The sequence below is a fragment of the Aeromonas sp. s5 genome, assembly GCF_040907865.1.
In the GTDB taxonomy this organism is placed as follows: Bacteria; Pseudomonadota; Gammaproteobacteria; order Enterobacterales; family Aeromonadaceae; genus Aeromonas; species Aeromonas dhakensis.
The window spans coordinates 596,586-617,895 of the sequence record NZ_JBFOCO010000033.1 but is presented as its reverse complement, the minus strand read 5'-3'; the positions used below and the strand labels follow the sequence as shown (position 1 = coordinate 617,895).

The 21,310-nt window shown below is 63.6% G+C and carries 13 protein-coding genes; 2 read left to right on the top strand and 11 right to left on the bottom strand.

What is annotated here, in order from left to right; translation table 11 throughout:
- Positions 1 to 61: 61 nt before the first annotated feature.
- Complete coding sequence (locus AB5Y94_RS22155; protein WP_368206604.1) at positions 62 to 1,684, bottom strand: acyl-CoA synthetase; 1,623 nt, start codon at positions 1,682 to 1,684, stop codon at positions 62 to 64.
- Positions 1,685 to 2,319: 635 nt separating this feature from the next.
- On the opposite strand from AB5Y94_RS22155, the gene AB5Y94_RS22150 reads away from it, so the two are divergent.
- Positions 2,320 to 3,846, top strand: a complete 1,527-nt coding sequence (locus AB5Y94_RS22150; RefSeq protein WP_368206603.1) for a YfcC family protein — start codon at positions 2,320 to 2,322, stop codon at positions 3,844 to 3,846.
- 54 nt (positions 3,847 to 3,900) lie between these two features.
- Here the strand turns inward: AB5Y94_RS22150 and AB5Y94_RS22145 are convergent, their stop codons facing one another.
- Positions 3,901 to 4,089 carry a hypothetical protein gene (locus AB5Y94_RS22145; RefSeq protein ID WP_017764436.1) on the bottom strand — a complete coding sequence of 63 codons (189 nt, stop codon included), beginning with the start codon at positions 4,087 to 4,089 and terminating at the stop codon, positions 3,901 to 3,903.
- A gap of 504 nt (positions 4,090 to 4,593) precedes the next feature.
- Between AB5Y94_RS22145 and AB5Y94_RS22140 the strand changes: the two genes are divergently transcribed.
- Positions 4,594 to 5,139 carry a glycine zipper 2TM domain-containing protein gene (locus AB5Y94_RS22140; protein ID WP_010633922.1) on the top strand — a complete coding sequence of 182 codons (546 nt, stop codon included), beginning with the start codon at positions 4,594 to 4,596 and terminating at the stop codon, positions 5,137 to 5,139.
- A 136-nt stretch (positions 5,140 to 5,275) separates the two neighbouring features.
- On the opposite strand, the gene AB5Y94_RS22135 is transcribed toward AB5Y94_RS22140, so the two are convergent.
- From AB5Y94_RS22135 to ygfM, 9 genes are all read right to left on the bottom strand, one after another.
- Complete coding sequence (locus AB5Y94_RS22135) at positions 5,276 to 8,494, bottom strand: ExeM/NucH family extracellular endonuclease (protein WP_368206602.1); 3,219 nt, start codon at positions 8,492 to 8,494, stop codon at positions 5,276 to 5,278.
- A 516-nt stretch (positions 8,495 to 9,010) separates the two neighbouring features.
- Positions 9,011 to 9,496 carry a xanthine dehydrogenase iron sulfur-binding subunit XdhC gene (gene xdhC, locus AB5Y94_RS22130; RefSeq protein ID WP_368206601.1) on the bottom strand — a complete coding sequence of 162 codons (486 nt, stop codon included), beginning with the start codon at positions 9,494 to 9,496 and terminating at the stop codon, positions 9,011 to 9,013.
- The gene (gene xdhB, locus AB5Y94_RS22125; protein ID WP_126881806.1) at positions 9,493 to 10,371 is read right to left on the bottom strand and encodes a xanthine dehydrogenase FAD-binding subunit XdhB; all 879 of its coding nucleotides are present in this window, start codon (positions 10,369 to 10,371) and stop codon (positions 9,493 to 9,495) included. Before xdhB ends, xdhC begins: the two co-directional genes overlap by 4 nt.
- On the bottom strand, positions 10,364 to 12,682 hold the full coding sequence (gene xdhA / locus AB5Y94_RS22120; RefSeq protein ID WP_368206600.1) for a xanthine dehydrogenase molybdenum-binding subunit XdhA: 2,319 nt from the start codon (positions 12,680 to 12,682) through the stop codon (positions 10,364 to 10,366). Before xdhA ends, xdhB begins: the two co-directional genes overlap by 8 nt.
- 330 nt (positions 12,683 to 13,012) lie before the next feature.
- Positions 13,013 to 14,389, bottom strand: coding sequence for an NCS2 family permease (locus tag AB5Y94_RS22115; protein WP_368159558.1), 1,377 nt, complete (start codon positions 14,387 to 14,389; stop codon positions 13,013 to 13,015).
- Positions 14,390 to 14,674: 285 nt separating this feature from the next.
- A complete protein-coding gene (guaD, locus tag AB5Y94_RS22110; RefSeq protein WP_368206599.1) occupies positions 14,675 to 15,991 on the bottom strand; it encodes a guanine deaminase in 1,317 nt (438 codons plus the stop codon).
- 24 nt (positions 15,992 to 16,015) lie between these two features.
- Positions 16,016 to 17,533, bottom strand: a complete 1,518-nt coding sequence (locus AB5Y94_RS22105) for a nucleobase:cation symporter-2 family protein (protein WP_073350400.1) — start codon at positions 17,531 to 17,533, stop codon at positions 16,016 to 16,018.
- A 95-nt stretch (positions 17,534 to 17,628) separates the two neighbouring features.
- Positions 17,629 to 20,526, bottom strand: a complete 2,898-nt coding sequence (locus AB5Y94_RS22100) for a molybdopterin-dependent oxidoreductase Mo/Fe-S-binding subunit (RefSeq protein ID WP_368206598.1) — start codon at positions 20,524 to 20,526, stop codon at positions 17,629 to 17,631.
- The gene (gene ygfM, locus AB5Y94_RS22095; protein WP_368206597.1) at positions 20,523 to 21,299 is read right to left on the bottom strand and encodes a molybdopterin-dependent oxidoreductase FAD-binding subunit; all 777 of its coding nucleotides are present in this window, start codon (positions 21,297 to 21,299) and stop codon (positions 20,523 to 20,525) included. Before ygfM ends, AB5Y94_RS22100 begins: the two co-directional genes overlap by 4 nt.
- Between the last annotated feature and the right edge of the window lie 11 nt (positions 21,300 to 21,310).

The window sequence follows — 21,310 nt, the reverse complement described above, 5'->3', positions numbered from 1 at the left end:
GCATCTCGTAAAGCAAAACGGGCCCGCAGGCCCGTTGATTGACTTGGCGCTCTCGTCAGAGTCACCCCAGCTGCTGGCGCAGCATAAATTTCTGCACCTTGCCGGTGGAGGTTTTCGGCAGTGGGGTGAAGATGATGCGCTTGGGGGCCTTGAAATGGGCCATCTGCTCGCGGCAAAACTCGATGAGTTCGGCCTGGCTGAGTTCGCGCCCCTCCTTGAGCTTGACGAAGGCGCAGGGCACCTCCCCCCACTTCTCGTCCGGCATGGCGATCACCGCCACCTCGTCCACATCGGGATGGCGATAGAGCACATCTTCCACCTCCAGGCTGGAGATGTTCTCCCCGCCCGAGATGATGATGTCCTTGGATCTGTCCTTGATCTCCACGTAGCCGTCCGGGTGCCAGACCGCGAGATCCCCGCTCCTGAACCAGCCATCCGCCATCGCCTCCTCGCTCGCCGCCGGGTTCTTGAGGTAGCCCTTCATCACGATGTTGCCGCGCAGCACTATCTCGCCCATGGTCTTGCCATCCATGGGAACAGGCTCGCCGCTGACCGGGTTGATCACCCGCATCTCCCCCTGCAGGGGAGACGCGACGCCCTGGCGCGCCTTGAGCCGGGAGAGGGTGATGGCATCCTGTCCCTGCCAGCTTCTCTGGGGCTCGCACACCACGCAGGGGCCATAGGTCTCGGTGAGGCCGTAGACGTGGGTCACGGCGATCCCCATCGCCTCCATGCCGGCGATCACGGTGGCGGGCGGGGCTGCCCCCGCCGTCATCGCCTTGATGGGGTGGTCGAGCCCGCGTTTGAGGGCCGGATCGGCGTTGTTGAGCATGTTGAGCACGATGGGTGCGCCGCAAAAATGCGTCACCTTGTGCTCGTGCAGCGCCCCGTAGATGGCCGCCGCCTGCACATGGCGCAGGCAGACGCTCACCCCGGCGGTCGCCGCCAGGGTCCAGGGGAAGCACCAGCCGTTGCAGTGGAACATCGGCAAGGTCCAGAGATAGACAGGGTGCTTGGGCAGCTCCCAGGAGAGCGCGTTGTTGACCGCATTCAGGTGGGCACCGCGATGGTGATAGACCACCCCCTTAGGGTTGCCCGTGGTGCCCGAGGTGTAGTTGAGCGAGATGGCCTGCCACTCGTCCGCTGGCAGCCAGCCGGGCTCGTCCCCGTTGCCCGTGGCGAGGAAGTCGTCGTAGCCGAGCTCGCCGACCAGCTCCCCCTCCCGGTAGAGGGGATCGTCGATGGCGATCACCAGGGGCTGGCTGTCTATCAGGGAGAGCGCCTTTCGCACCACGGCGCCAAACTCCCTGTCCACCAGCACTACCTTGCTCTGTGCGTGCTGAAAAATGAAGGCCATGGCGTCCGCATCGAGCCGGGTGTTGATGGTGTTGAGCACGGCGCTGCTCATGGGGACCCCGAAGTGCGCCTCGAACATCGCCGGGACATTGGGGGCGACGATGGAGACGGTGTCCCCCTCCCCGATCCCGCGCAGGCGCAGGGCCGAGGCGAGCTGGCGGCAGCGGCGCTCGGTCTGGGCCCAGGTCTGGTGCAGGGGGCCGTGGATCAGGGCCGGATAGTCGGGGTAGACCCGGGCCGCCCGCCCCAGGAAGCTCAAGGGGGTCAGCGCCTCGAAGTTGGCGGGCGTCTTGCCAAGGCCGGTCTCGTAGATGTTCTGCTCTGTCATCGGGTTCCTTCCTCGCAGGTAGCAAAAGCGGTGCGCTCCCGGGAGCGCCGGCAACCATCCTCTGGCGTCCTGCCAGAGGGTGCTCGTATCGGGGATCACAGCCTAGCGCGAGGCGATGGCCACAGGTATTAGCAAAACGTCTTAGAGGCGCTACGCCGGCGCCGCCAATCTGACCGCGCCGCATGTCGGTGCCTGTTTTTTCAGCGACAAATGTCGACGGCCAATATCCTCGGCATAAAACCCGGCAAATAATGAATATGCTGATGTTGGCATGCAAGCTGGCCATAGCTGGTTGCAGGCTTGCCGATATCGATATATTTACAAACATCGCCAACTGGATATTTATGGCATAATCAAGCGCATCGGTTTATTGCCAATAAATTAATGACAGATTCCTCATGAAATATATTTTGTGACGGCTTCCATAAAGCAGGCCCGCAGCGCTGTTCATGCTTCCCCTCGGCGGGTTATGGTTTCCTGGTGAAACAATCTACCGGATGTTCAATATCAGGCCAGATTTCTCGCCATACGATGCGCCATAACCAGTGAGTTTGCGTACTCCCGCTGCATGACGAAGGAACCCTATCGACCCGATATTCCGCCGAGCCCGAACCTGCTTTATCGAGGAGCATTTTATGTGTGCCGAGCCGAATAACCAGACCCGCAGACAATTTCCCACCGCGTTTACCATCTTGTTTTTGATCATGTTGTTGGCCATCGCCCTCACCTGGATAATTCCGGCGGGCGCCTATGCCAAGCTCTCTTATAATGCCGCCAGCCATATGCTGACCATCAACACGCCGCAAGGGGAAACCCGGCGAGTGCCCGCCACTCAGGATGAGCTGACCAGACTCGATATCAATATCGGGGTGGAGCAGTTCGTCAATGGCACCATCCGCAAGCCCATCGCCATCCCCGGTACCTATGAGCGGCTGGCCCAGGCGCCGAAGGGGCTTTCCGACGTGGCAGTGAGCATGGTCAAGGGCACCATAGAGGGGGCCGACATCATCGTCTTCATCCTGGTACTGGGTGGGCTTATCGGCGTCATCAACAAGACCGGCGCCTTCAATGCCGGACTGGTGGCGCTGTCGCGCAAGACCCGCGGCAACGAGTTCCTGTTTGTGGCGCTGGTCTGCTTTGTGATGGCGCTAGGGGGCACCACCTGCGGGCTGGAGGAAGAGGCGGTCGCCTTCTATCCCATCCTGGTGCCCATCTTTCTGGCGCTCGGCTATGACGCCATCGTCTGCGTGGGGGCCATCTTCCTTGCCGCCTCCATGGGCACCACCTTCTCCACCATCAACCCCTTCTCGGTGGTGATCGCCTCCAACGCCGCCGGCATCCCCTTTACCGAGGGGCTGAGCTTTCGCGCCGTCGGCTGTCTGGTGGGCACCCTGGTGGTGATCGGTTACCTCTACTGGTACTGCAAGAAGATCAAGGCCAACCCTGCCTTCTCCTACACCTACGAAGACAGAGAGAGCTTTCGGGCCCGCTTCCTGAAAGAGGGCTCCCTCGATGAAGGGGTCCCCTTCACCCTGCGCCGCAAGATCATCCTGACCCTGTTCATCCTCGCCTTCCCCCTGATGGTGTGGGGTGTCTCCATGGCTGGCTGGTGGTTCCCGCAGATGGCGGCCTCCTTCCTGGCCGTCGCCATCGTCATCATCCTTATCTCCGGCCTCAAGGAGAAAGAGGCTGTCGAGGCCTTCACCCAGGGAGCGTCCGAGCTGGTGGCGGTCTCGCTCATCATCGGGCTGGCGCGGGGGGTCAACCTGGTGCTGGATCAAGGGATGATCTCGGACACCATTTTGGCCTATGCCTCCAGTCTGGTGGCCGGCATGCACGGCGGCGTGTTTGCGGTGGCGCAGATGCTGGTGTTCACCCTGTTGGGGCTGGTGGTGCCCTCCTCTTCGGGGCTGGCGGTGCTCTCCATGCCCATCATGGCGCCGTTGGCGGATACCGTGATGATCCCGCGCTACATCGTGGTGTCGGCCTACAACTGGGGACAGTACGCCATGCTGTTCCTGGCCCCCACCGGGCTGGTGCTGGTCACCCTGCAGATGCTCGGCATCCAGTTCAACCAGTGGGTCAGGTTCGTGCTGCCCATGGTGGGCTTCGTGCTGGGCTTCGGCGCCCTGATGCTGGTGGCGCAGGTGATGATGCTCTAGCCCTTGACCCCGGCGGCGGGGTCAGGCTTAAACTGCGGTGCAGATCCGGGGGAACTAGTGGCGCACCCTGTGCTGCTGGCGAAAACAGAAGAGCTTGAGGCTGATGTCGGCAAGGTCGGCGGGCAGCTCCTGCGCCGTCTCGCAGAGGGGTTGATAGAGGGAGTCCAGCAGCCGCTGGGCTTGTTCCCGGGTGATGATGCCGGCCTGCACGGCCGGTTGTATCCATCTTGGCAGCATCGACATATGAACCCCCTTGCTGACCGGATGACCGCAGCCGAATCTGGCCTGACTGCGGGTGGCGCCTGCCGGCTCGCATTGCTGCGGGCCGCCAGAGACACGCGATTGATCCTCTCTGCCAACAGAGCAAGCATAATGCTTGCCGTGATCTGTTATCGGCCGCCAGCCATTCTGGCAACAGTGATTTATCAAGCGGTTGGCGCACCCTGACTGGTCCTTGTTGACGACGAGCCCCCCTTGTTTGCCACTGCGCCAGTCGGCAGCGGCAGAAGCTTGGCGCAAAATGGGAAAATAGGCCCAGCTGAATAGCAAAATGCCACTCGCAGATCGCTTTTTCTCCCTTCACCCCGCCTTTGTCGCCAAAGCCAGACACCTTTTTGGCGAGGCACTTTTCGGTGCAGTCAGGGGCTGTCGTGCCCGCACGGGCTTTGCCTTGTGCCTCCTTGCCCTTGTGCCAAGATGAGCGCAAGCAAGAGACGCATCCCGTGATGCATTTGAGGAGAAGAGAAAATGAACAAATCCATGTTGGCAGGAGTCGGGATCGGTGTGGCCTCTGCGCTGGCCTTGTCAGCCGCCGCCAGCGGATCCCTGTTTTCATCACAGCCTCAGTTCGCCGAAGTGCTGGCCAGCAAAGCGGTGACCGAGACCATCAAGACCCCCCGGCAGGAGTGTCGCAACGTCACCGTGACCCACCGCAAGCCGGTGCAGGACGAGCACAAGATCCTGGGTACCGTGGTCGGTGCGGCGCTGGGCGGCGTGCTCGGCAACCAGTTCGGTGGCGGCAACGGCAAGAAGGTGGCGACCGCCGCCGGCGCCGTGGCGGGTGGTTATGCCGGCAACCAGGTGCAGGGCAACATGCAGGCCGGTGATACCTACACCACCACAGAGCAGCGCTGCAAGACGGTGCAGGAGAGCAGCACCCGCACCCTGGGCTATGACGTTACCTACCGCCTCGCCGGTCAGGAAGGGGTGATCCGCATGAACAAGGCCCCCGGCGCCACCATCCCGGTAAAGGATGGCAAGCTGGTGATCGACGGCTCCCAGAGCGGCAGCTGATCCCGTCGGCCTGTCCAAGCTCAGAGGCCCATCCTGATGATGGGCCTCGCTGTTTTTGGCACTCTGGCCTGCAACAGCAAGGTGGCTGACAACAGAAAGGGGCCCGCAGGCCCCTTTTTATATTGAGGAGTCATCCTCAGTGGCGCCCGAAGGGCCACCAGGACTTGTCGTTGTCCAGAATGTCGACCCGGGTCTCCTGCAGGTTGCCCGGCTGGCCACCCTGCAGCGCGGCCAGACTCACCTTGAACTGCTCGGTGGGCTCGACAAACCAGTCATCGATGATCAGCACCTTGACCGACTTGCTGCCCCCCTCGCCCGCGGCCCAGCTCACGGTCTGGCTGAACCAGGGCAGGAAATCCAGCCCCCAGCGCGCCGTGATCCCGTCAAGGGCCACCCGGGCCCGAGCGGGCTTGCTCAGATCGCCGCTGCGCACCAGCGGGATCTCGGCAAACCACTGCCCCTCGTTCACCGTGAGGCTGGCGCGCGCCAGCGAAATAGTGGACGGTGCCAGCTTGTCCTTGATGGTCACCAGGGTCTGGTGCTGCTCGCCCAGAGTCGCGCCGCTCGCATCAAACAGCTCCAGGGTAAAGGTCTCGTCCCCCTCGTGCAGGGTGTCGCTCTTCACCGGGATGCTGATGGTCTGGCTGTCGCTCTGGCCAGCGGCCCAGTGCAGGGTGCCGGTGAGTGGCGCCACGTCGCTTGCGTCCGCGCTGCCGTAGGCAATGCGATAGCTGACGCTGGCCTCCCCATAGCTGCCGTCACGGCGCGCCACGCTCAGGGTCAGGTTGTTGCCCTCCTCCACGCTGGCGGCTGCGCTCTCGAGGCTCAAGACCCCGGCGGGCGGCAGCGGATACTGGATGGCCACCAGCACGGGATCGTGATCCGAGGCGCTGAAGGGCCCTTCGGATTTCGCCAGCTGGCCGCTGTACTTGCTGCCGTACTCGAAGAAGTTGCTCTCGGCGGAGTTGATGTGCCAATCCTCGATGCCGATCACCTTGGCCGCGAGGCTCGGGTTTGCCAGGGCATGATCCAGGTTGCCGAGCTCCCCTTCATAGCTGTAGGAGTAGGTGTCGGTGCCGTGGAAGCGAGTGTTGAGGTTGACAAGGCCATACCCCTTGCCAAGGGCGCTGCCGCTCTCCTCGAAGGGCTGGCCCGCCAAGGTGGTGAAGGAGGCGCTCATGATCTGGCGCGATTGGGCGGCCGGATCATAGTCGGTCAGCACCCGGATGGGATCCTCCATGCCGTAGGCGTTCATGTCGCCGATCAGCAGCAGATCCCCGGCCAAATCCTTGAGATGTTCCCCCAGCACCTTGGCGGCGGAGACCCGCAGCGCATTGCAGTGGCCCTGACCATCCAGCGGATCGGCAGTGGCGTAGTCGGGGTAATCCTCGAAACAGGCAGAGCCCTTGGACTTGAGATGGTTGACCACCAGGGTCAGCGGCGCATCCCCTTTGGGCGAGCTGAAGCGCTGCACCAGCGACTCGCGCATCCCCTGGTTGATGGTCACCGGCTTGCCGCTGGCGTCCTGCGCCTCGGCCTGCTGCACCGGCAGCGCGATAAGGCTGGCGGCCCCCTCCGGGGTCACCTTGGCGGGCCGGTAGATGAGGCCCACCGTGATGGCATCGGTGCCTATCGGCTTGCCATCCGGCGAGGCAATCCAGCGGTAGTGATCCGCCTCGTCCGGCAGGGCCGCGTTGAGGGCCGCCACCAGGTTGGCGATGGCGGAGTTGTCGCCGTAGCCGTTGTTCTCTATCTCCATCAGCCCCACCACGTCGGCGTTGAGACGGGTGATGGCGCTGACGATCTTGGTGCGCTGCAACTCGAATTCCGCCACCGTCAAGGCGCCCCGGTTGCTGCCGGTGGGGTTGGCATCGCCCCCCACGACCGTGGTGAAGAAGTTGAGCACGTTGAAGCTGGCGACCCGCAGATCCCCCACCTCGGCCAGTTCCGGCGTTTCCACCCGATCCCAGCCGCTGTGATCTATCTGGCTGGCGTCGATGCGGTTGCTGGCCACCAGCCGGAACAGGTTGTAAGAGTAACCGAGCGCCCCTTCCAGCCCGTTGAGCTTGTCGCCGATGCGCAGGTAACCGTCCTCGGCGTTGAAGCCGGGGAACCAGGGCAGCACGCCATCCGGAGCCTTGGCGTCGGTCTCCACCACCAGCTGGTTTTGCTGGTTGCGAAGGGCCCAATTGCTCGCCTCCTGACTCATGGCGGCAAATTTCTGGGTCGACTTGATGAGCGGCGCGCCATAGGCCAGCACCAGGTTGTTGCGCTTGCCGTCGTAATCAAAGCTGAAGTTGCGGGTCACCACCAGGCTGGATTCCGGCACCAGCCGCACCTGCATCCCCTCGTGACGCTCCAGCAGCTGGCTCAGGCTCTCCCCCGCCACCGGCACCAGATCCACCGCAGCCGGAACAGCGCCTTGCGGCCGAGTCACCACCAGCTCGTCGGCGTTGATCTGGGTCTGGTTGAAATACTCTTTCACCTTGCCCGAGACGCATACCTCGGCCCCCGGCACAACGGCGGCGTTGGCCTTGGTGCTATAGACAAAGAGGCCGTCGGAGGTGGCCGGATCGCCGTCCCCCTGCTCATCCTGAATGAAGAAGCCCTTGTAGAGGCCGCTCACTACCTGAGTCACCACACCGCGGGTGGCATAGGCCTGCTCAGACTCGAACTTGCCGGCCGGCACCAGCGGGCTGCTGGTGCCTGGGCCCTGAATGGCGGGCACCGGCACCAGGCTGTCCACCGGGCAGACGAAGGCGGGCGGCTGGGTGCCATCGCAGGGGCCATCGCCGCTGCAACCCAAGCCACTGGCGTCATCTTTCGGGGCGGCCACATATTCCTGCGCCGGATCGAAGGGGGCGGTTGCATCAGTGCGACCGGTGGTGACGGTGGCCTTGCGGCGCAGGGTCATGTCCAGAGTCGAGACGTTGCCGGAGACCCAGGCCGTGCCGGGGTCCACACCGACCTGACCGAAACTGTCGATTATCTCGCTACCGCGATAGAGCACCAGGGCGTCGTCACCGTTGAACACCAGGTTGCCGCTGGTGCGGTTGGCCTTGGCCAGGATCTCGCTGCTGGCGGAGGGGTTGGACAGCACCAGAGTGGCGCCCGGGGCCAGGGTGCCTTGCAGCGCCAGGCTGTTGGTAGGTGATTCGCTGATGGGTTTGCCGTTGGCGTAGAGCGCCAGCCGGTATTGGGAGAGATCGACGGCGTCGCTGCCGAGGTTGCTCAGCTCCACCGCCTTGTTGTTGCCCGAGCCTTCCAGGTATTCGCTGATGAGCAGTTGTGCCTGCGCCTGTCCCGCCAGCGCCAGCCCGACGGCCAGCGCTACCAGAGAGTGTCTTCCTGACATGCCAGTTTCCTTTTCTTTTTGACGTTATGTTTTGCGTCCCGCCAGGCGGGCCGCAGCACCTTGTTACGATTCTGATTGAGCATCATGGCGGCCTCGGCCAACCAAGGCGCCTACTCTGCCCGTTTCGGCGCAGGGCCGCCGCGAGCTGGCTAACAATTACAGAAAAATGTTGCGGTCACGTGACGAAAAAGGGGCTTTTTTTCAGCCCCCTTGCCGTTATTTTCCGTTATTTCCCGCCCACCGGCATTTGCTGCCGCCAATATGCAAAAGAGGCGCACAAGATGGCGACACAAATTGACATAGTGCGTAAAAACAGTCGCTTGCCATTTCCAGGCCGCTGCGCGGACCAGGCTGTTCATTATTTGTGCTGACAGACCGGCAGTGCAGTATGCCTGTTCCCCAGTGCCCGCCTGAAATAACGGGATAAGCGCTTTATCTGCGCGCCTGAAATAACCTCCCGGTTATTTAATCCCATGCAAGAGAGTCGTTCTGAGGGAGCATCGCAGGAGGGCCCCATCACCCCTTGCAGCACTTCTTCACCGCCCGCACCACGTTCTGGTAACCGGTGCAGCGGCACAGATTCCCCGACAGCCCGCGGCGGATCTCCGCCTCGCTCAAGGGGCGGCGCTCTGTCTTGTCGAGCAGGGCCGCGCTCGCCATCACGAGGCCCGGGGTGCAAAAGCCGCACTGCACCGCCCCCTCGTCGATAAAGGCCTGTTGCACGTCGGAGAGCTCATTGCCCTGCCGTTCCCCCTCCACGGTGCGAATGGATTTGCCATCGGCCCACACCGCCAGATAGAGGCAGCTGTCGATGGCCGTGCCATCCACCCGCACGGTACAGGCGCCGCACTCACCGACACTGCACCCCTCTTTCACGCTGATGAGCCCCTGCCCGCGCAGGAAGTGAAGCAGCGACATGGTGGGCGGCACAGCATAGGAGTAAGGCTTGCCGTTGATCTCGCACTGGATCGCAACAGTGGGACAGCTTTGCGGTTGCATCATAGGATCTTGCCTCCGGCACGTTCGACGGCGCAGGTGATCACCCGCTGCGCCAGGGTTTTGATCAGGTGCAGGCGAAACTCCTTCTCTGCCCGCCAGGAGGAACGCGGCGCCACGTCGGCCACCACCGCCTCGGCAATGGCTGCCAGCGTGGCGCGAGTCAGCGGTTGCCCCTCGGCCGCCGCTTCGGCGTGCGGGGTGCGCACCGGCGTCGGTGCCGCCACCCCGTAGGCCAGCCGCAGGCGCTTGAAATGACCATCCTCAATCTGGCAGTAGGCGGCGCAACCGATAGTGGCGATGTCCATGGCCCCCCGCATGGCGTATTTGAAGTAGTGGGAGCCCACCTGGGGGTGCGCGTCCGGGGCAAAGTGAAACGCCACCAGGATTTCCGCCGGTTGCAGCGCGACCTTGCCGGGGCCGGTGTGAAAACCGGCGATGGGGATGCGGCGCGTGCCATCGGGGCCGGCGATCTCCAGCTCTGCTTCCAGCGCCACGGTGGGCGCCGCCGAGTCGGCACTGGTGGCGCCGTTGCAGATGTTGCCGCCATAGGTGGCCACGTTGCGGATCTGCGGGCCGGCGATGGTGGCGGCGGCTTCCGCCAGCATCGGCAGGCGGCGCTGCACCAGCTCGTTTTCGATGAGTTCGGTAAAGGTGGTGCCGGAGCCGATGCGAATAGAACCGTCAGCCTGCTCGCTCACCCCCTTGAGTTCGGGCAAGTCGTGAATATCGACGATATGACGATAGGCGGCGTTGAGGTGATGGAGCTGGATCATCACATCGGTGCCACCAGCCAGCAGGCGCGCCTCGGGGTCGGCCTGGCGCAGAGCGACCGCCTCGGCCACGCTGTGGGCCTTGTAGTAACGGGCAATATCAAACATGGCGTTGCTCCTCCCCAGCTCCCTCGCCAATCAGACCCGCCGCGACAAACTCCCGGAACAGGGCCTTGGGGGTGATGGGCAGCTCGTTGATGGCGACCCCGGTCGCCATGCGGATGGCGTTACGGATAGCGGGGCCCGGCGAGATGATGGGCGGCTCCCCCAGGGATTTGTGGCCATAGACCGACTGGGGCTCGTAGGTCTGCACGAAGTCGCATTCAAGCTCGGGCAAGTCCAGCATGGTGGGGAACTTGTAGTCGAGCAGATTGGGGTTGCGCACCACGCCGGTCTTGGCGTCGATGATCATCTCCTCGAACAGGGACCAGCCGATCCCCATTCCCATACCGCCGTGCACCTGCCCCTCTGCCAGCTGCGGGTTGAGAATCTTGCCCGCATCGTGCAAGTTGAGGATGCGATTGATGGTCACCTTGCAGAGATCGATGTCGACACTGAGATCGACGAAGGTGCAGCCAAAGCTCGGCGGGTTGGTGGTGGTCTTGTGGGAGACCTCGGAGGTGATCTGGCCACCGATGGTGAGGTGGTAATAGGCGTTGACCGACACCTCGGCGACGCTGATGAGCACCTTGTCCGGCGCACCGGCCAGCACCACGTAACCGTCGATCAGAGTGAGCGATCCCACATCCTGATGACAGAGCTGGGCCGCCAGCGACAGGATGCGGGCCCGCAGCTGCAGAGCCGCCTGATGGATGGCGGGGGCTGCCACATAGCTCTGGCGCGAGGCGAACGAGCCCGGATCGTAGGCGGTGATGTCGGTATCCTGGGTCGAGATGACCCGGATCTGCTCAAACGGAATGCCCAAGGTCTGGGCCGCCATCTGGGCAAAGACGGTATCCGATCCCTGCCCTATCTCGGTGGCGCCGATCTGCAGATTGACGGTGCCATCCTGATTGAGCAGCATGCGGGCGCCGGCGATCTCCACCCCCACCGGATAGGTGTTGGATCCATAACTGAAACAGGCCACCCCTATGCCACGGCGCACCCGACTCGCCGGATCCTGCGCCAGACATTCGGCCTTGAGCCGCTCCCACTCGAACTGCTCGCCGCCACGGCGCAGACACTCAGGGAGCCCTGCGCTGTAGATGGTTTTCTGGTTGACCTGATTGACGTCCCCCTCGCGGGCCACGTTGGCGATGCGCACCGCAAGCGGATCCAGACCCAATTCGGCGCAGGCGTCATCCAGCATGCATTCGAGGGCAAACACCACCTGGGGCGCACCGTAACCGCGCATGGCACCGGCGGTGGGCAAATTGCTGTAGAAGGTTTTGGCGTCGTAGCCAAAGGCGCTGCGCGGATAGAGGTAGCTTATCTTGTTGGCGCCGGCGCTTGCGATGGAGTGGCCGTGGGAGGCATAGCCGCCGGTGTTGGAGAGCACGTCCAGCTGATAGCCCTTGAGGGTGCCATCCCGGCTGATGCCAAGGGTGCCGTCGATGGCAAAGCCGTGGCGGGTACGAGAAGCAAAGAAACACTCCTCCCGGCTCAAGGTCACCTTGACCGGCACGCCACCGAGCTTGTAGCTCAAAAATGCCGCCATCGGCTCTTCCAGCACATCCTGCTTGTTGCCAAAACCGCCGCCCATGTAGGGCTTGATCACCCGCACGCTGGACCAGGGCAGGCCGAGGGACTTGGCCACTCGGCTGCGCACAATCTGGGGGATCTGGGTGCTGGTGACGACGATGATGTGGTCCGGCTGATCCATGTAGGCGTAGCAGGTGACCGTCTCCAGGTGGCAGTGCTGCACCACAGGCGTCTGGTAGTGCCCCTTGAACTGCAAGTCGGCGGCGGCGATGGCCTGCTCCGGCTCTCCCGCCCGGATCTGACTCTGGCGCAGCAGGTTGCCGGTCGGGTGGATGGGATAGGCCCCCTCGGCCAGGGCGCTGGCCGCATCCGTCATCACCGGCAGCGGCTCGTAGGTCACCTTGACCAGTGCTGCCGCTTTTTCGGCGACCAGCGGATCGCGGGCCACGACTATGGCGACCCCATCGCCGAAGTGACGCACATGGTCGGTGAGCAGACGGCGGTCTTTCACATCCCGCTTGGTCTCATCAAGGGACCAGGCGTGACCGGCGGTGCGAAAACAGGTGGTGGGCACATCCTCGTGAGTGAACACGGCTTCGACCCCGTGCAGGGCCAGCGCCTCGCTAGCGTCTATGGTGAGCACCTTGCCGTGGGCGATATGGCTTCGCACGTACTTGGCGTGGCGCATGCCGAGCATGATGTTGTCGTCGGTGTAGCGGGCGCTGCCGGTCACCTTGGCCTCGGCATCCACCCGCTTGAGCGGTAATCCTATGGACATATGCAAGTCCTTTGTCAGGCAGAAAAAATCAGAACCGGTATAAAAAACAGCAAGATATGCGCCCATTTCCGGCACCTCGGGCCAAGCGGGGGGCAAAGGCGGCGAGCAAAGGGAAGAAGTGTGAAGAAGATCCCATCCGGCGCCCATCAGGCTCTCCGTCATGGCCGTGACCGGCCCCGCAGCAGCTCCCCATGGAGGACTCGGCAGCGCCATTGCCGGGCGGCGTTATCAATCTGGTAAGCCTCGTTATCAAAATGGTATGAGTACGGTTTGAAGGGCGGGGCCGGCCAAGAGAGGCTGGCCCCGCCATAGAGAAGGAAATGATCCGGACTAGATGGCCCAGCCGCCAGCGTAGAAGAGCACCAGCGCCAGGGCGATGATGACGGTGCCGACGTTGAGCTTGCGCCACTCCTTCGAGCAGATGCGGCCGATCACCAGGGCGCTGAAGCCCAGCATGATGCCGGTGACGATGTTGCAGGTGAGCACGATAAAGACCGCGCACAGCAGGCCGGACATGGCCCCGACAAAGTCATCGAAGTCGAGCCGGGCGACGTTGCTCAGCATCAAGAGCCCCACGTACATCAGCGCCGGTGCGGTGGCATAGGCCGGCACCAGGTAGGAGAGCGGCGAGAGGAACAGCATCAACAGGAACAAGACCCCTACCACGGTGGCGGTGAGGCCGGTCTTGCCGCCAGCAGCCGTGCCCGCCGCCGATTCGATGTAGACGGCGGCCGGCGCGGCCCCCACCAGACCGGAGAAGATGCTGCTGATGGAGTCGGCGCTGAGCGCCTTGCCGCTGTTGATGATGTGGCCGTCCTTGTCCAGCAGGTTGGCCTGCCCCGCCACGGCGCGAATGGTGCCGGTGGCATCAAACACCGCCGTCATCACCAGCGCCAGTACGCTTGGCAGCACCAGCGGCGAGAGCGCTCCCACAACGTCCAGGCTGAAGATGAGGGAGTTGCCCTGCTCGTCGGCGAGGCTCGGCATGGCGAACAGCCCCTGGTACTTGACCGCCGGATCGAAGATGAGGCCGAAAATGGAGATGGCGATGATCACCAAGAGGATCCCGCCCGGAACTTTAAGCTTCTCCAGCCCGACGATGACCGCCAGCCCGATGAGGGACATGATGACCGGCATGGAGGTAAAGGCCCCCAGCGCCACCGGCAGCCCCTCCAGCGGGTTCTTGATCACCAGCCCCACCCCGTTGGCGGCGATCAGCAGCAGGAAGAGCCCGATGCCGATGCCGGTGCCGTGGGCGATCCCCATCGGCAGGTTGTCGAGGATCCAGCTGCGCACCCCGGTCACCGAGATGGCGGTAAACAGACCCCCCATCAGAAAGACGGCGCCGAGCGCCACCGGGATGGAGATCTGCTGCCCCAGCACCAGGCTGAAGGCGGTAAAGGCGGTGAGCGAGATGGCGCAGCCGATGGCCATGGGCAGCTTGGCCCAGAGCCCCATCAGCAGCGAACCAAAGCCCGCCACCAGACAGGTGGCCACGAACACGGCGCCGGGGGGAAAGCCCGCCTTGCCGAGCATGCTGGGCACCACGATCACCGAATAGACCATGGCGAGGAAGGTGGTGAGCCCCGCCAGCACCTCCTGGCGCACGTTGCTGCCCCGCTCGCTGATCATGAAGTAGCGATCGAGCGCGCCGCCGGCGGGCTGTCGTCCCGCCGCCGCCCCCTTGTCCGCAACTGCCCCGTCCATCTCGTTTATCCTGTTTGTCTGGCTCATGGCCGACTCCTTCCTGCATCCCTGAATGTGTCGTGACGAAATGGCGGTCGGTGCCGTGGATCTCTGCTGCCACGGTCGCCGGCATCATGGGGTTGGCAGGCAAGGCAAACGTTTGACTTGCCATCTAAAAAAACCGGGCCATTTCACCTGCTGTGGCGGGGCAAACGCCCCGCCTGTCGTGCGGCGCAGGCACCACGCTGGCCCCTGCTGCCGTGTTCCCGGGGCGAGCATGCCCGCCCCTCTGCTTTGAAAACCGGATCAGCCCCGCTCGTGCACCAGCTGGCCATCCACATAGGTGCGGTAGATGGATCTGTCATCCCCCAGGGTCAGCAGCACGAACAGCTTGTCGCGCAAGGTGGTGGAGTTGTCGTAGCGCAGCTGCTGCAGCGGGGTGGCGACCGGGTCGAGCACCACGAAGTCCGCCTCCTTGCCCACCGCGAAGCTGCCGATCTGCTCGTCCAGCCCCAGCGCATGGGCGCCGCCCAGGGTGGCCAGGTAGAAGGCCTGATAGGCCGAGAGGCGCTCCCCCTGCAACTGCATCACCTTGTAGGCCTCGTTGAGGGTCTGCAGCATGTTGAAGGTGGTGCCGGCGCCGATGTCGGTGCCCATCCCCACCTTCACCTGCTTGTGCCACGCCTTGTGCAGCTTGAAGAGGCCGCTGCCCAGATACAGATTGGAGGTGGGACAAAACGCGATGGTGGAGCCTGTCTCCTGCAGGCAATCCCACTCCTGCTCTTCCAGATGAACGCAATGGGCAAACACACAGTTGTGGCCGGTGAGGCCGTGCTGGTGATAGACGTCGAGATAGCCCTGATGCTCTGGGAAGAGGGATTTGACCCAGGCTATCTCGTCCTTGTTCTCGCACAGATGGGTGTGCAGATAGGTGGTCGGGTACTCTTCGCGCAGCCGCCGCGCCATCGCCAGCTGCGCCGGGGTCGAGGTGGGGGCAAAGCGCGGCGTGATGGCGTAGAGCAAGCGGCCATTGCCGTGCCAGCGCTCGATGAGCGCCTTGCTCTGCGCATAGCTGCTCTCGGCGGTATCGAGCAGATAATCTGGCGCGTTGCGATCCATCATCACCTTGCCGGCGATCATCCGCATGTTGATGCGACTGGCCGCCTCGAACAGGGCATCCACCGACTCGGGGTGGACGGTGCCGAACACCAGCGCCGTGGTGGTGCCGTTTCGCAGCAGCTGCTTGATGAAGAAGGTGGACATCTCGCGGGCATACTCGAGATCGTTGTAGCGCCGCTCGGCCGGGAAGGTGTGGCGGTTGAGCCACTCCAGCAGCTGCTCGCCATAGGCCCCCACCATCTCGCTTTGCGGGTAGTGGATGTGGGTGTCGACAAAGCCCGGCACTATCATCTTGCCGCGATAATCCCGCACCCGCACCTGGGCCGGGATCCGCTCCTTGCCCTCCTCCCACTGGCCGAACCAGTCGATGCAGCCGTTGCGAATGATCAGCAGGCCGTCTTCGATGAGGCGGGCATTGGGCTCTATCTCCTCGGGCTGGCTCACCACCCGGGTGATGTCGAAGAAGCTGCCGCGCACCGCCTTGACGGAGTTGTCGTTTTTCATCTCTCAATTCCCTCTTGTTGTTCGTTAGCCGCGATCCACTTGCGGGGCGCGCACCTGTGCCTCGTCCGTCGCCAGCCCCTGTTGGCGGGCGGTGGCCGACGGGGCGGGCCGGGTGGCAAAACGGGTGTCGGGTTTGTCGCTCAGCTGGATCAGCTCCACCGCCTCGGCGGCATTGGCGGCAGCCTGGCGTCTGCGGCTCTGGGGCAGCACCAGGTTCATGATGATGGCGGTGATGCCGCCGGCGCAGATGGGGTTCTCCACCAGCATGTAGATGCCGGCGGGCAACACCTTGAAGACGTTCGGGTCGTAGGAGACGCCGAGCCCCAGCCCGAGCGAGGTGGCGACGATCAGGGTCTCGCGCCGATCGAAGCCGTGACTGATGATGATGCGCCCGCCGGCGATGGCGATCATGGAGAACATGATGACCATGGCGCCCCCCATCACCGGCGACGGTATGGTGGTGAAGAAGCGCCCCACCACCGGGAAGAGGCCGAGCAGCACCAGGATGACGGCGATGAACTTGCCCACGTGGCGCGAGGCCACCCCGGTCATCTGGATGACGCCGTTGTTCTGGGCGAAGGTGGTGAGCGGCAGGGAGCCGAGCGCCGAGGCGATCACCGACACCAGGCCGTCCGCCAGCACGCCGCCGGAGAGCCGTTTTTGAAACTCGGGCCCCTGGATCTGCCGGTGGGAGACCATGGCGGTGGCGGTGATGTCCCCCACCGCCTCCAGCACGCTCAACAGATAGATGGTGCCGGCCAGCACGAAGGCGTGCAGATCGAAGGAAAAACCGTACTTGAACGGGATGGGCACAGTGATGAGCGGCAGGTTCTCAAGGGCGGAGAAGTCCACCATGCCGAGCATCAGGGCCACCGCATAGCCCACCAGCAGGCCGATGGCAATGCCGCTCATGCGAAGCAAAGGGCTTTTGCTGCAGTTGAAGGCGACGATGACGCAGAGCACCAGCAGCCCCAGGCCGATGTTCTCGTATTTGCCGAAGGTGCCGCTGCTCATGGCGGAGAAGCCGCCGCCAAAGTCGATGATCCCCACCTTGATGAGGCTCAGGCCAATCATCAGCACCACTACCCCGCTCACGGTCGGGGTGATCACCCGCTTGAGATAGGGCAGCACGAAGGAGGAGCCCATCACCAGGAAGGCCCCGACGAAGGAGACCCCGAGCAGGGTCGAGACGATCAGCTCCTCGTGCAGGCCATCTTTTTTCATGGCGCTGCCCAGCGCGATCATCACGGTGACGAAGGAGAAGTTGACCGACTGGATGGAGAGCAGCCCCGAGCCGATGGGGCCGTAACGGTTCACCTGCAGCCAGGTGCCGATGCCGGAGGCGATCATCGCCATGGAGACCAGGTAGGCGGTGGTCTCGGTGGAGAGGCCAAGGGCCCCGCCCACGATAAGGGCCGGCGTCACCATGGGCACGAAAATGGCCAGCAGGTGGGTCACGGCCCCCATCAGGGTTTGGTAAAAGGGAGGTTTGTCTTCGAGCGCGTAAATCAGGTCCGAGTGCTTGCGTGTTGTTTTAGACATCTTGATTGTCCCATCACACAGAATATGGGCGGAGTACTCATTCCGCTGTCAGGTGCTGGGGGCGAGCCTGTGCCCGCCCCTCACCTTTTCTTTTGTTATGCCGACGCTTGTTGCTCCAGCTTGCCCAGTTCACGCAGGATCTGCTCCGGCGTGAAGTGCCACTTGCGCAGCCAGACACCGCAGGCGTCGTGGATGGCGGTGGCGATGGCAGGTGCGGCGCCGTTGACCCCGATCTCCGAGATGGACTTGGCGCCGTAAGGGCCGACCTTGTCGTCACTCGGTACTAGGAAGGCCCGAAAATCGCGCGGAATATCGCCGATCTTGGGCGCGCCATAGCTCTTCAGATCCCGGGTCAGCGGAATGCCCTTGCCGTCGTAGCAGATCTCCTCGGTCAGGGAGTGGCCGATGGCCCGCATGGTCGCCCCGTAGATCTGGCCGAGCGCCAGTTCCGGGTTGATGGGGGTGCCGCAGTCGAGCAGGGCGTAGAACTTGTCGAGCCGGATCTGGCCGGTTCTGACGTTGACCGCCACCTCGGCGAAGTTGGCGCCGTACGGGAAGGCGAGCTCCGACGTGATGTAGCTGGCGGTGCCCACCAGGATGCCGAAGCCGGTACCCGTCTCGGCCTTGTGGGCCAGCTTGGCGAGGCTCACCTCCCCCAGCTTGCCGCGCACCAGGCCCGGGAACGCCAGTTCAACATCGGCTACCGGCTCGCCCAGCATGGCGGCACCGTGCAGCAGGATCTTCTCCTTGAGGTTCTCGGCCGCCTTCTTGGCCGCGTTGCCGGAGAAGCAGGTACCTGACGAGGCATAGGCCCCCTTGTCGAACAGGGCGTGGTCGGTGTCGCCGGAGATGACATGCACATCCCCGAGCGGGCAGTGCAGCACCTCGGCAGTCAGCTTGGCTACCACGGTATCGAGGCCGGTGCCGATATCGGCGCCACCGGAGTGGACGATAAAGGTGCCGTCCGATTCCAGCTTGACCATGCAGTTGGCCTGATCGATGTCCGGGATCCCCGATTTTTGCATGATGATGGCGACGCCACGACCGATGCGCCAATCCCCGTCAGCGGGTTTGGGGCTATCCCAGGCAATAAGCTCGCGGCCCTGCTTGAGGATGGGTTCGAGGGCGCAGCTGGCCGCATGGGGCACCGAGGTAGGCATCTTGCCCTCGCCGATGGCACCCAGCACCTTGAGGATGTCCCCTTCATGCACCCGGTTGTGCTCCACCATGTCGAGCTGATCGATGCCGAGTTTCTCGGCAAGTTCCGCAATGGCCATGGTCAGCGCGAAGTTGCCCTTGGGCGCGCCATAACCCTGATAGGCGCCAGTCGGGCAGATGTTGCTGTAGTAGGTGTTGACGGTAAAGCGCACGTTCTCGCACGGATAGAGCGGCAGGGAGAGCGCCGGGCCGTTGCTCGGCACCGTCAGAGAGTGGTTGCCGTAAGGACCGGTGTTGGCACGAAAATCCATGTCGATGGCGGTGATGGTGCCATCTTTCTTGGCCCCCACTTTCACCTTCACCTTGGCCACATGGCGGGAGGTGTTGCTGATGAACTCCTCTTCCCGGGTGTAGCGGAAGGTAACCGGACGGCCGGTAACCTTGGTCGCCCAGGCGCACACCTCTTCCAGCAGGATATCCTGCTTGGAGCCAAAGCCGCCCCCTACCCGCTCTTTGATCACATGCACCTGATGCTGCTTCATGCCGACGATGCGCGCCACCTGACGGCGCACGTGCCACGGCACCTGGGTGGAGGCGTGAATGACCAGCCGATCCCCATCCATGTAGGTAAAGCAGATGTGCGGCTCGGTCGGGCACTGCTGGGCCTGGGTCGATTCGTAGGTGCGCTCCAGCACCACATCCGCCTCGGCAAAGCCTTTGGCCACGTCACCGATCTGGCCATGGACGCTGGCGGCCAGGTTCTCGTGCGGGCGAGAACCGATGGGGAAGTTGATGATCATGTGCTCGTCGCCGCGACGCACCGAGCAGGCGTTCTGCTGCTCGAGATCCGCTGGCGCACCGGCCATGTAGACAATGGGCTCATCGTGCACCAGCGGCGCATTGGGGGCCATCGCCTCGTCTATGTTCATGACCGCCGGCAGCACCTGATACTCGACCTCGATGAGTTTGAGCGCCGCCAATGCGATGGCTTCGCTCTCGGCCACCACGGCGGCCACCCTGTCCCCCACGTGGCGCAGCTTGCGGCCAAACATGCGGCGATCCAGCGGTGACGGCTCGGGGGCGCTCTGGCCACCTGGGGTGTAGTAGACATCCGGGCAGTTGAGGTGGGTGATGACGTGCACCACCCCCGGCATGGCTTCGGCGCGGCTCACGTCGAGTTTGGTGATCACCGCATGGGGATGGGGGCTTCGCAGCATCTTGATGACCAGCGCATCCTCGCTGACCCGATCCTCCACGTAGCAGGGCTTGGCCTGCACCATCTTGGCGGCGTCCACTTTCGGGCAGCTCTTGCCGATGTGGCGCAGGTCGTCACGAAACTCGGGGGCAATCTGGCACAGGTAATCGGGATCCTTGAGGCGCGAGCTGGCAAGCTCGATGGCCTGATAGAACTGCTGGTAGCCGCCGTCCCGGTGAAAGAGACCCGAGAGGGCGTCGTCGATTTGATCACGGCTGGGTTCGGGGTGGCGATCAAGCAGGTCGGTGACGATGAGCGCCGCAGCCGGATCGTTGTAGCCGGACTGCACCACGCCCACATCTACCATGGCCTGCTGCACCAGGCTGAGCTGGTTCCAGCTGCCCAGCGACTCGGCGGTGCGCACCTCTGTTCCATCCAGCTGGGCGGCGATCAGCAGGGAGGCGTTGATCACCTTGCCGTTGAACAGGATGGCGTCGGAGCCGGCAAAACCGAAGCCGTCGTCGCTGTTGCGCACCGAGTGCATCCGGCACTGGTTGAACAGCACCCGCTGGGCATTCTCGCCCGCCGGGGTGATGACGGTGCGCAGGGCACCGTTCAGGGTAAAGTTGAGTTCCATCATGCCTGTACCTCCTGCTGCTGGCACTCCACCAGCAGATCCGCCACCACCACGCCGCTGACATAGCGCTTGTAGGCCACGCTGCCACCGAGATCCGCGCGCGGCGCAATCAGCGCGCTCACCGCCGCCTCCAGCGCCGCATCCCGCAGCTCATGACGCTCCACATCCCGCAGACGCATCGGCTGCGGCGTGACGCCCGCCAGGGCGACCCGCATCTCGCCAAGGGCATCGAGGGCCACAGCAGCTGTCATCACAGGCAGGCCATCGGCGTTGCGGCTGATGCGGCGAGTGGCGCAGCGCAGCTCGGGTTCCGGCAGCACCACCCCCAGCACCAGCTCCTTGCGCTGGCCGGCCAGGTAGGCATCGATGGGTTGCAGCTGGTTGTTCTCCAGCACCACCACCGCTTCGAGCACCAGCAGCACCGGCAGCAGCGGGGAGTCCTGCTGCTGGCAGGCAAGCTCGCCGCCAATGGTGGCCTGATTGCGCAGATGGCGGGAGTAGACAAAGCCCAGCGCCTCGCACAGGGCAGCCGGGGTACGAGGGTCGTCTTTGAGTACTTGCAGGGTGACGGTGGCACCGATATGGAGCTGGCCGTGCTGCTGCTCAATCTGGCCAAGTCCGAGCTTGTCCAGCGAGATGGCGACCTTCTTGTCGGTGCGGGTCGGGGCGGCGTTGAGCTTGCTGCCGCCCCCCATGTAGACGGCGTCGTTGCCAAAGCGGGCCTTGAGTTCCAAAGCCTGACCCAGTTGCTCGGGTCGGAAGAATTGCTCAATCATGTGTCGTCCTT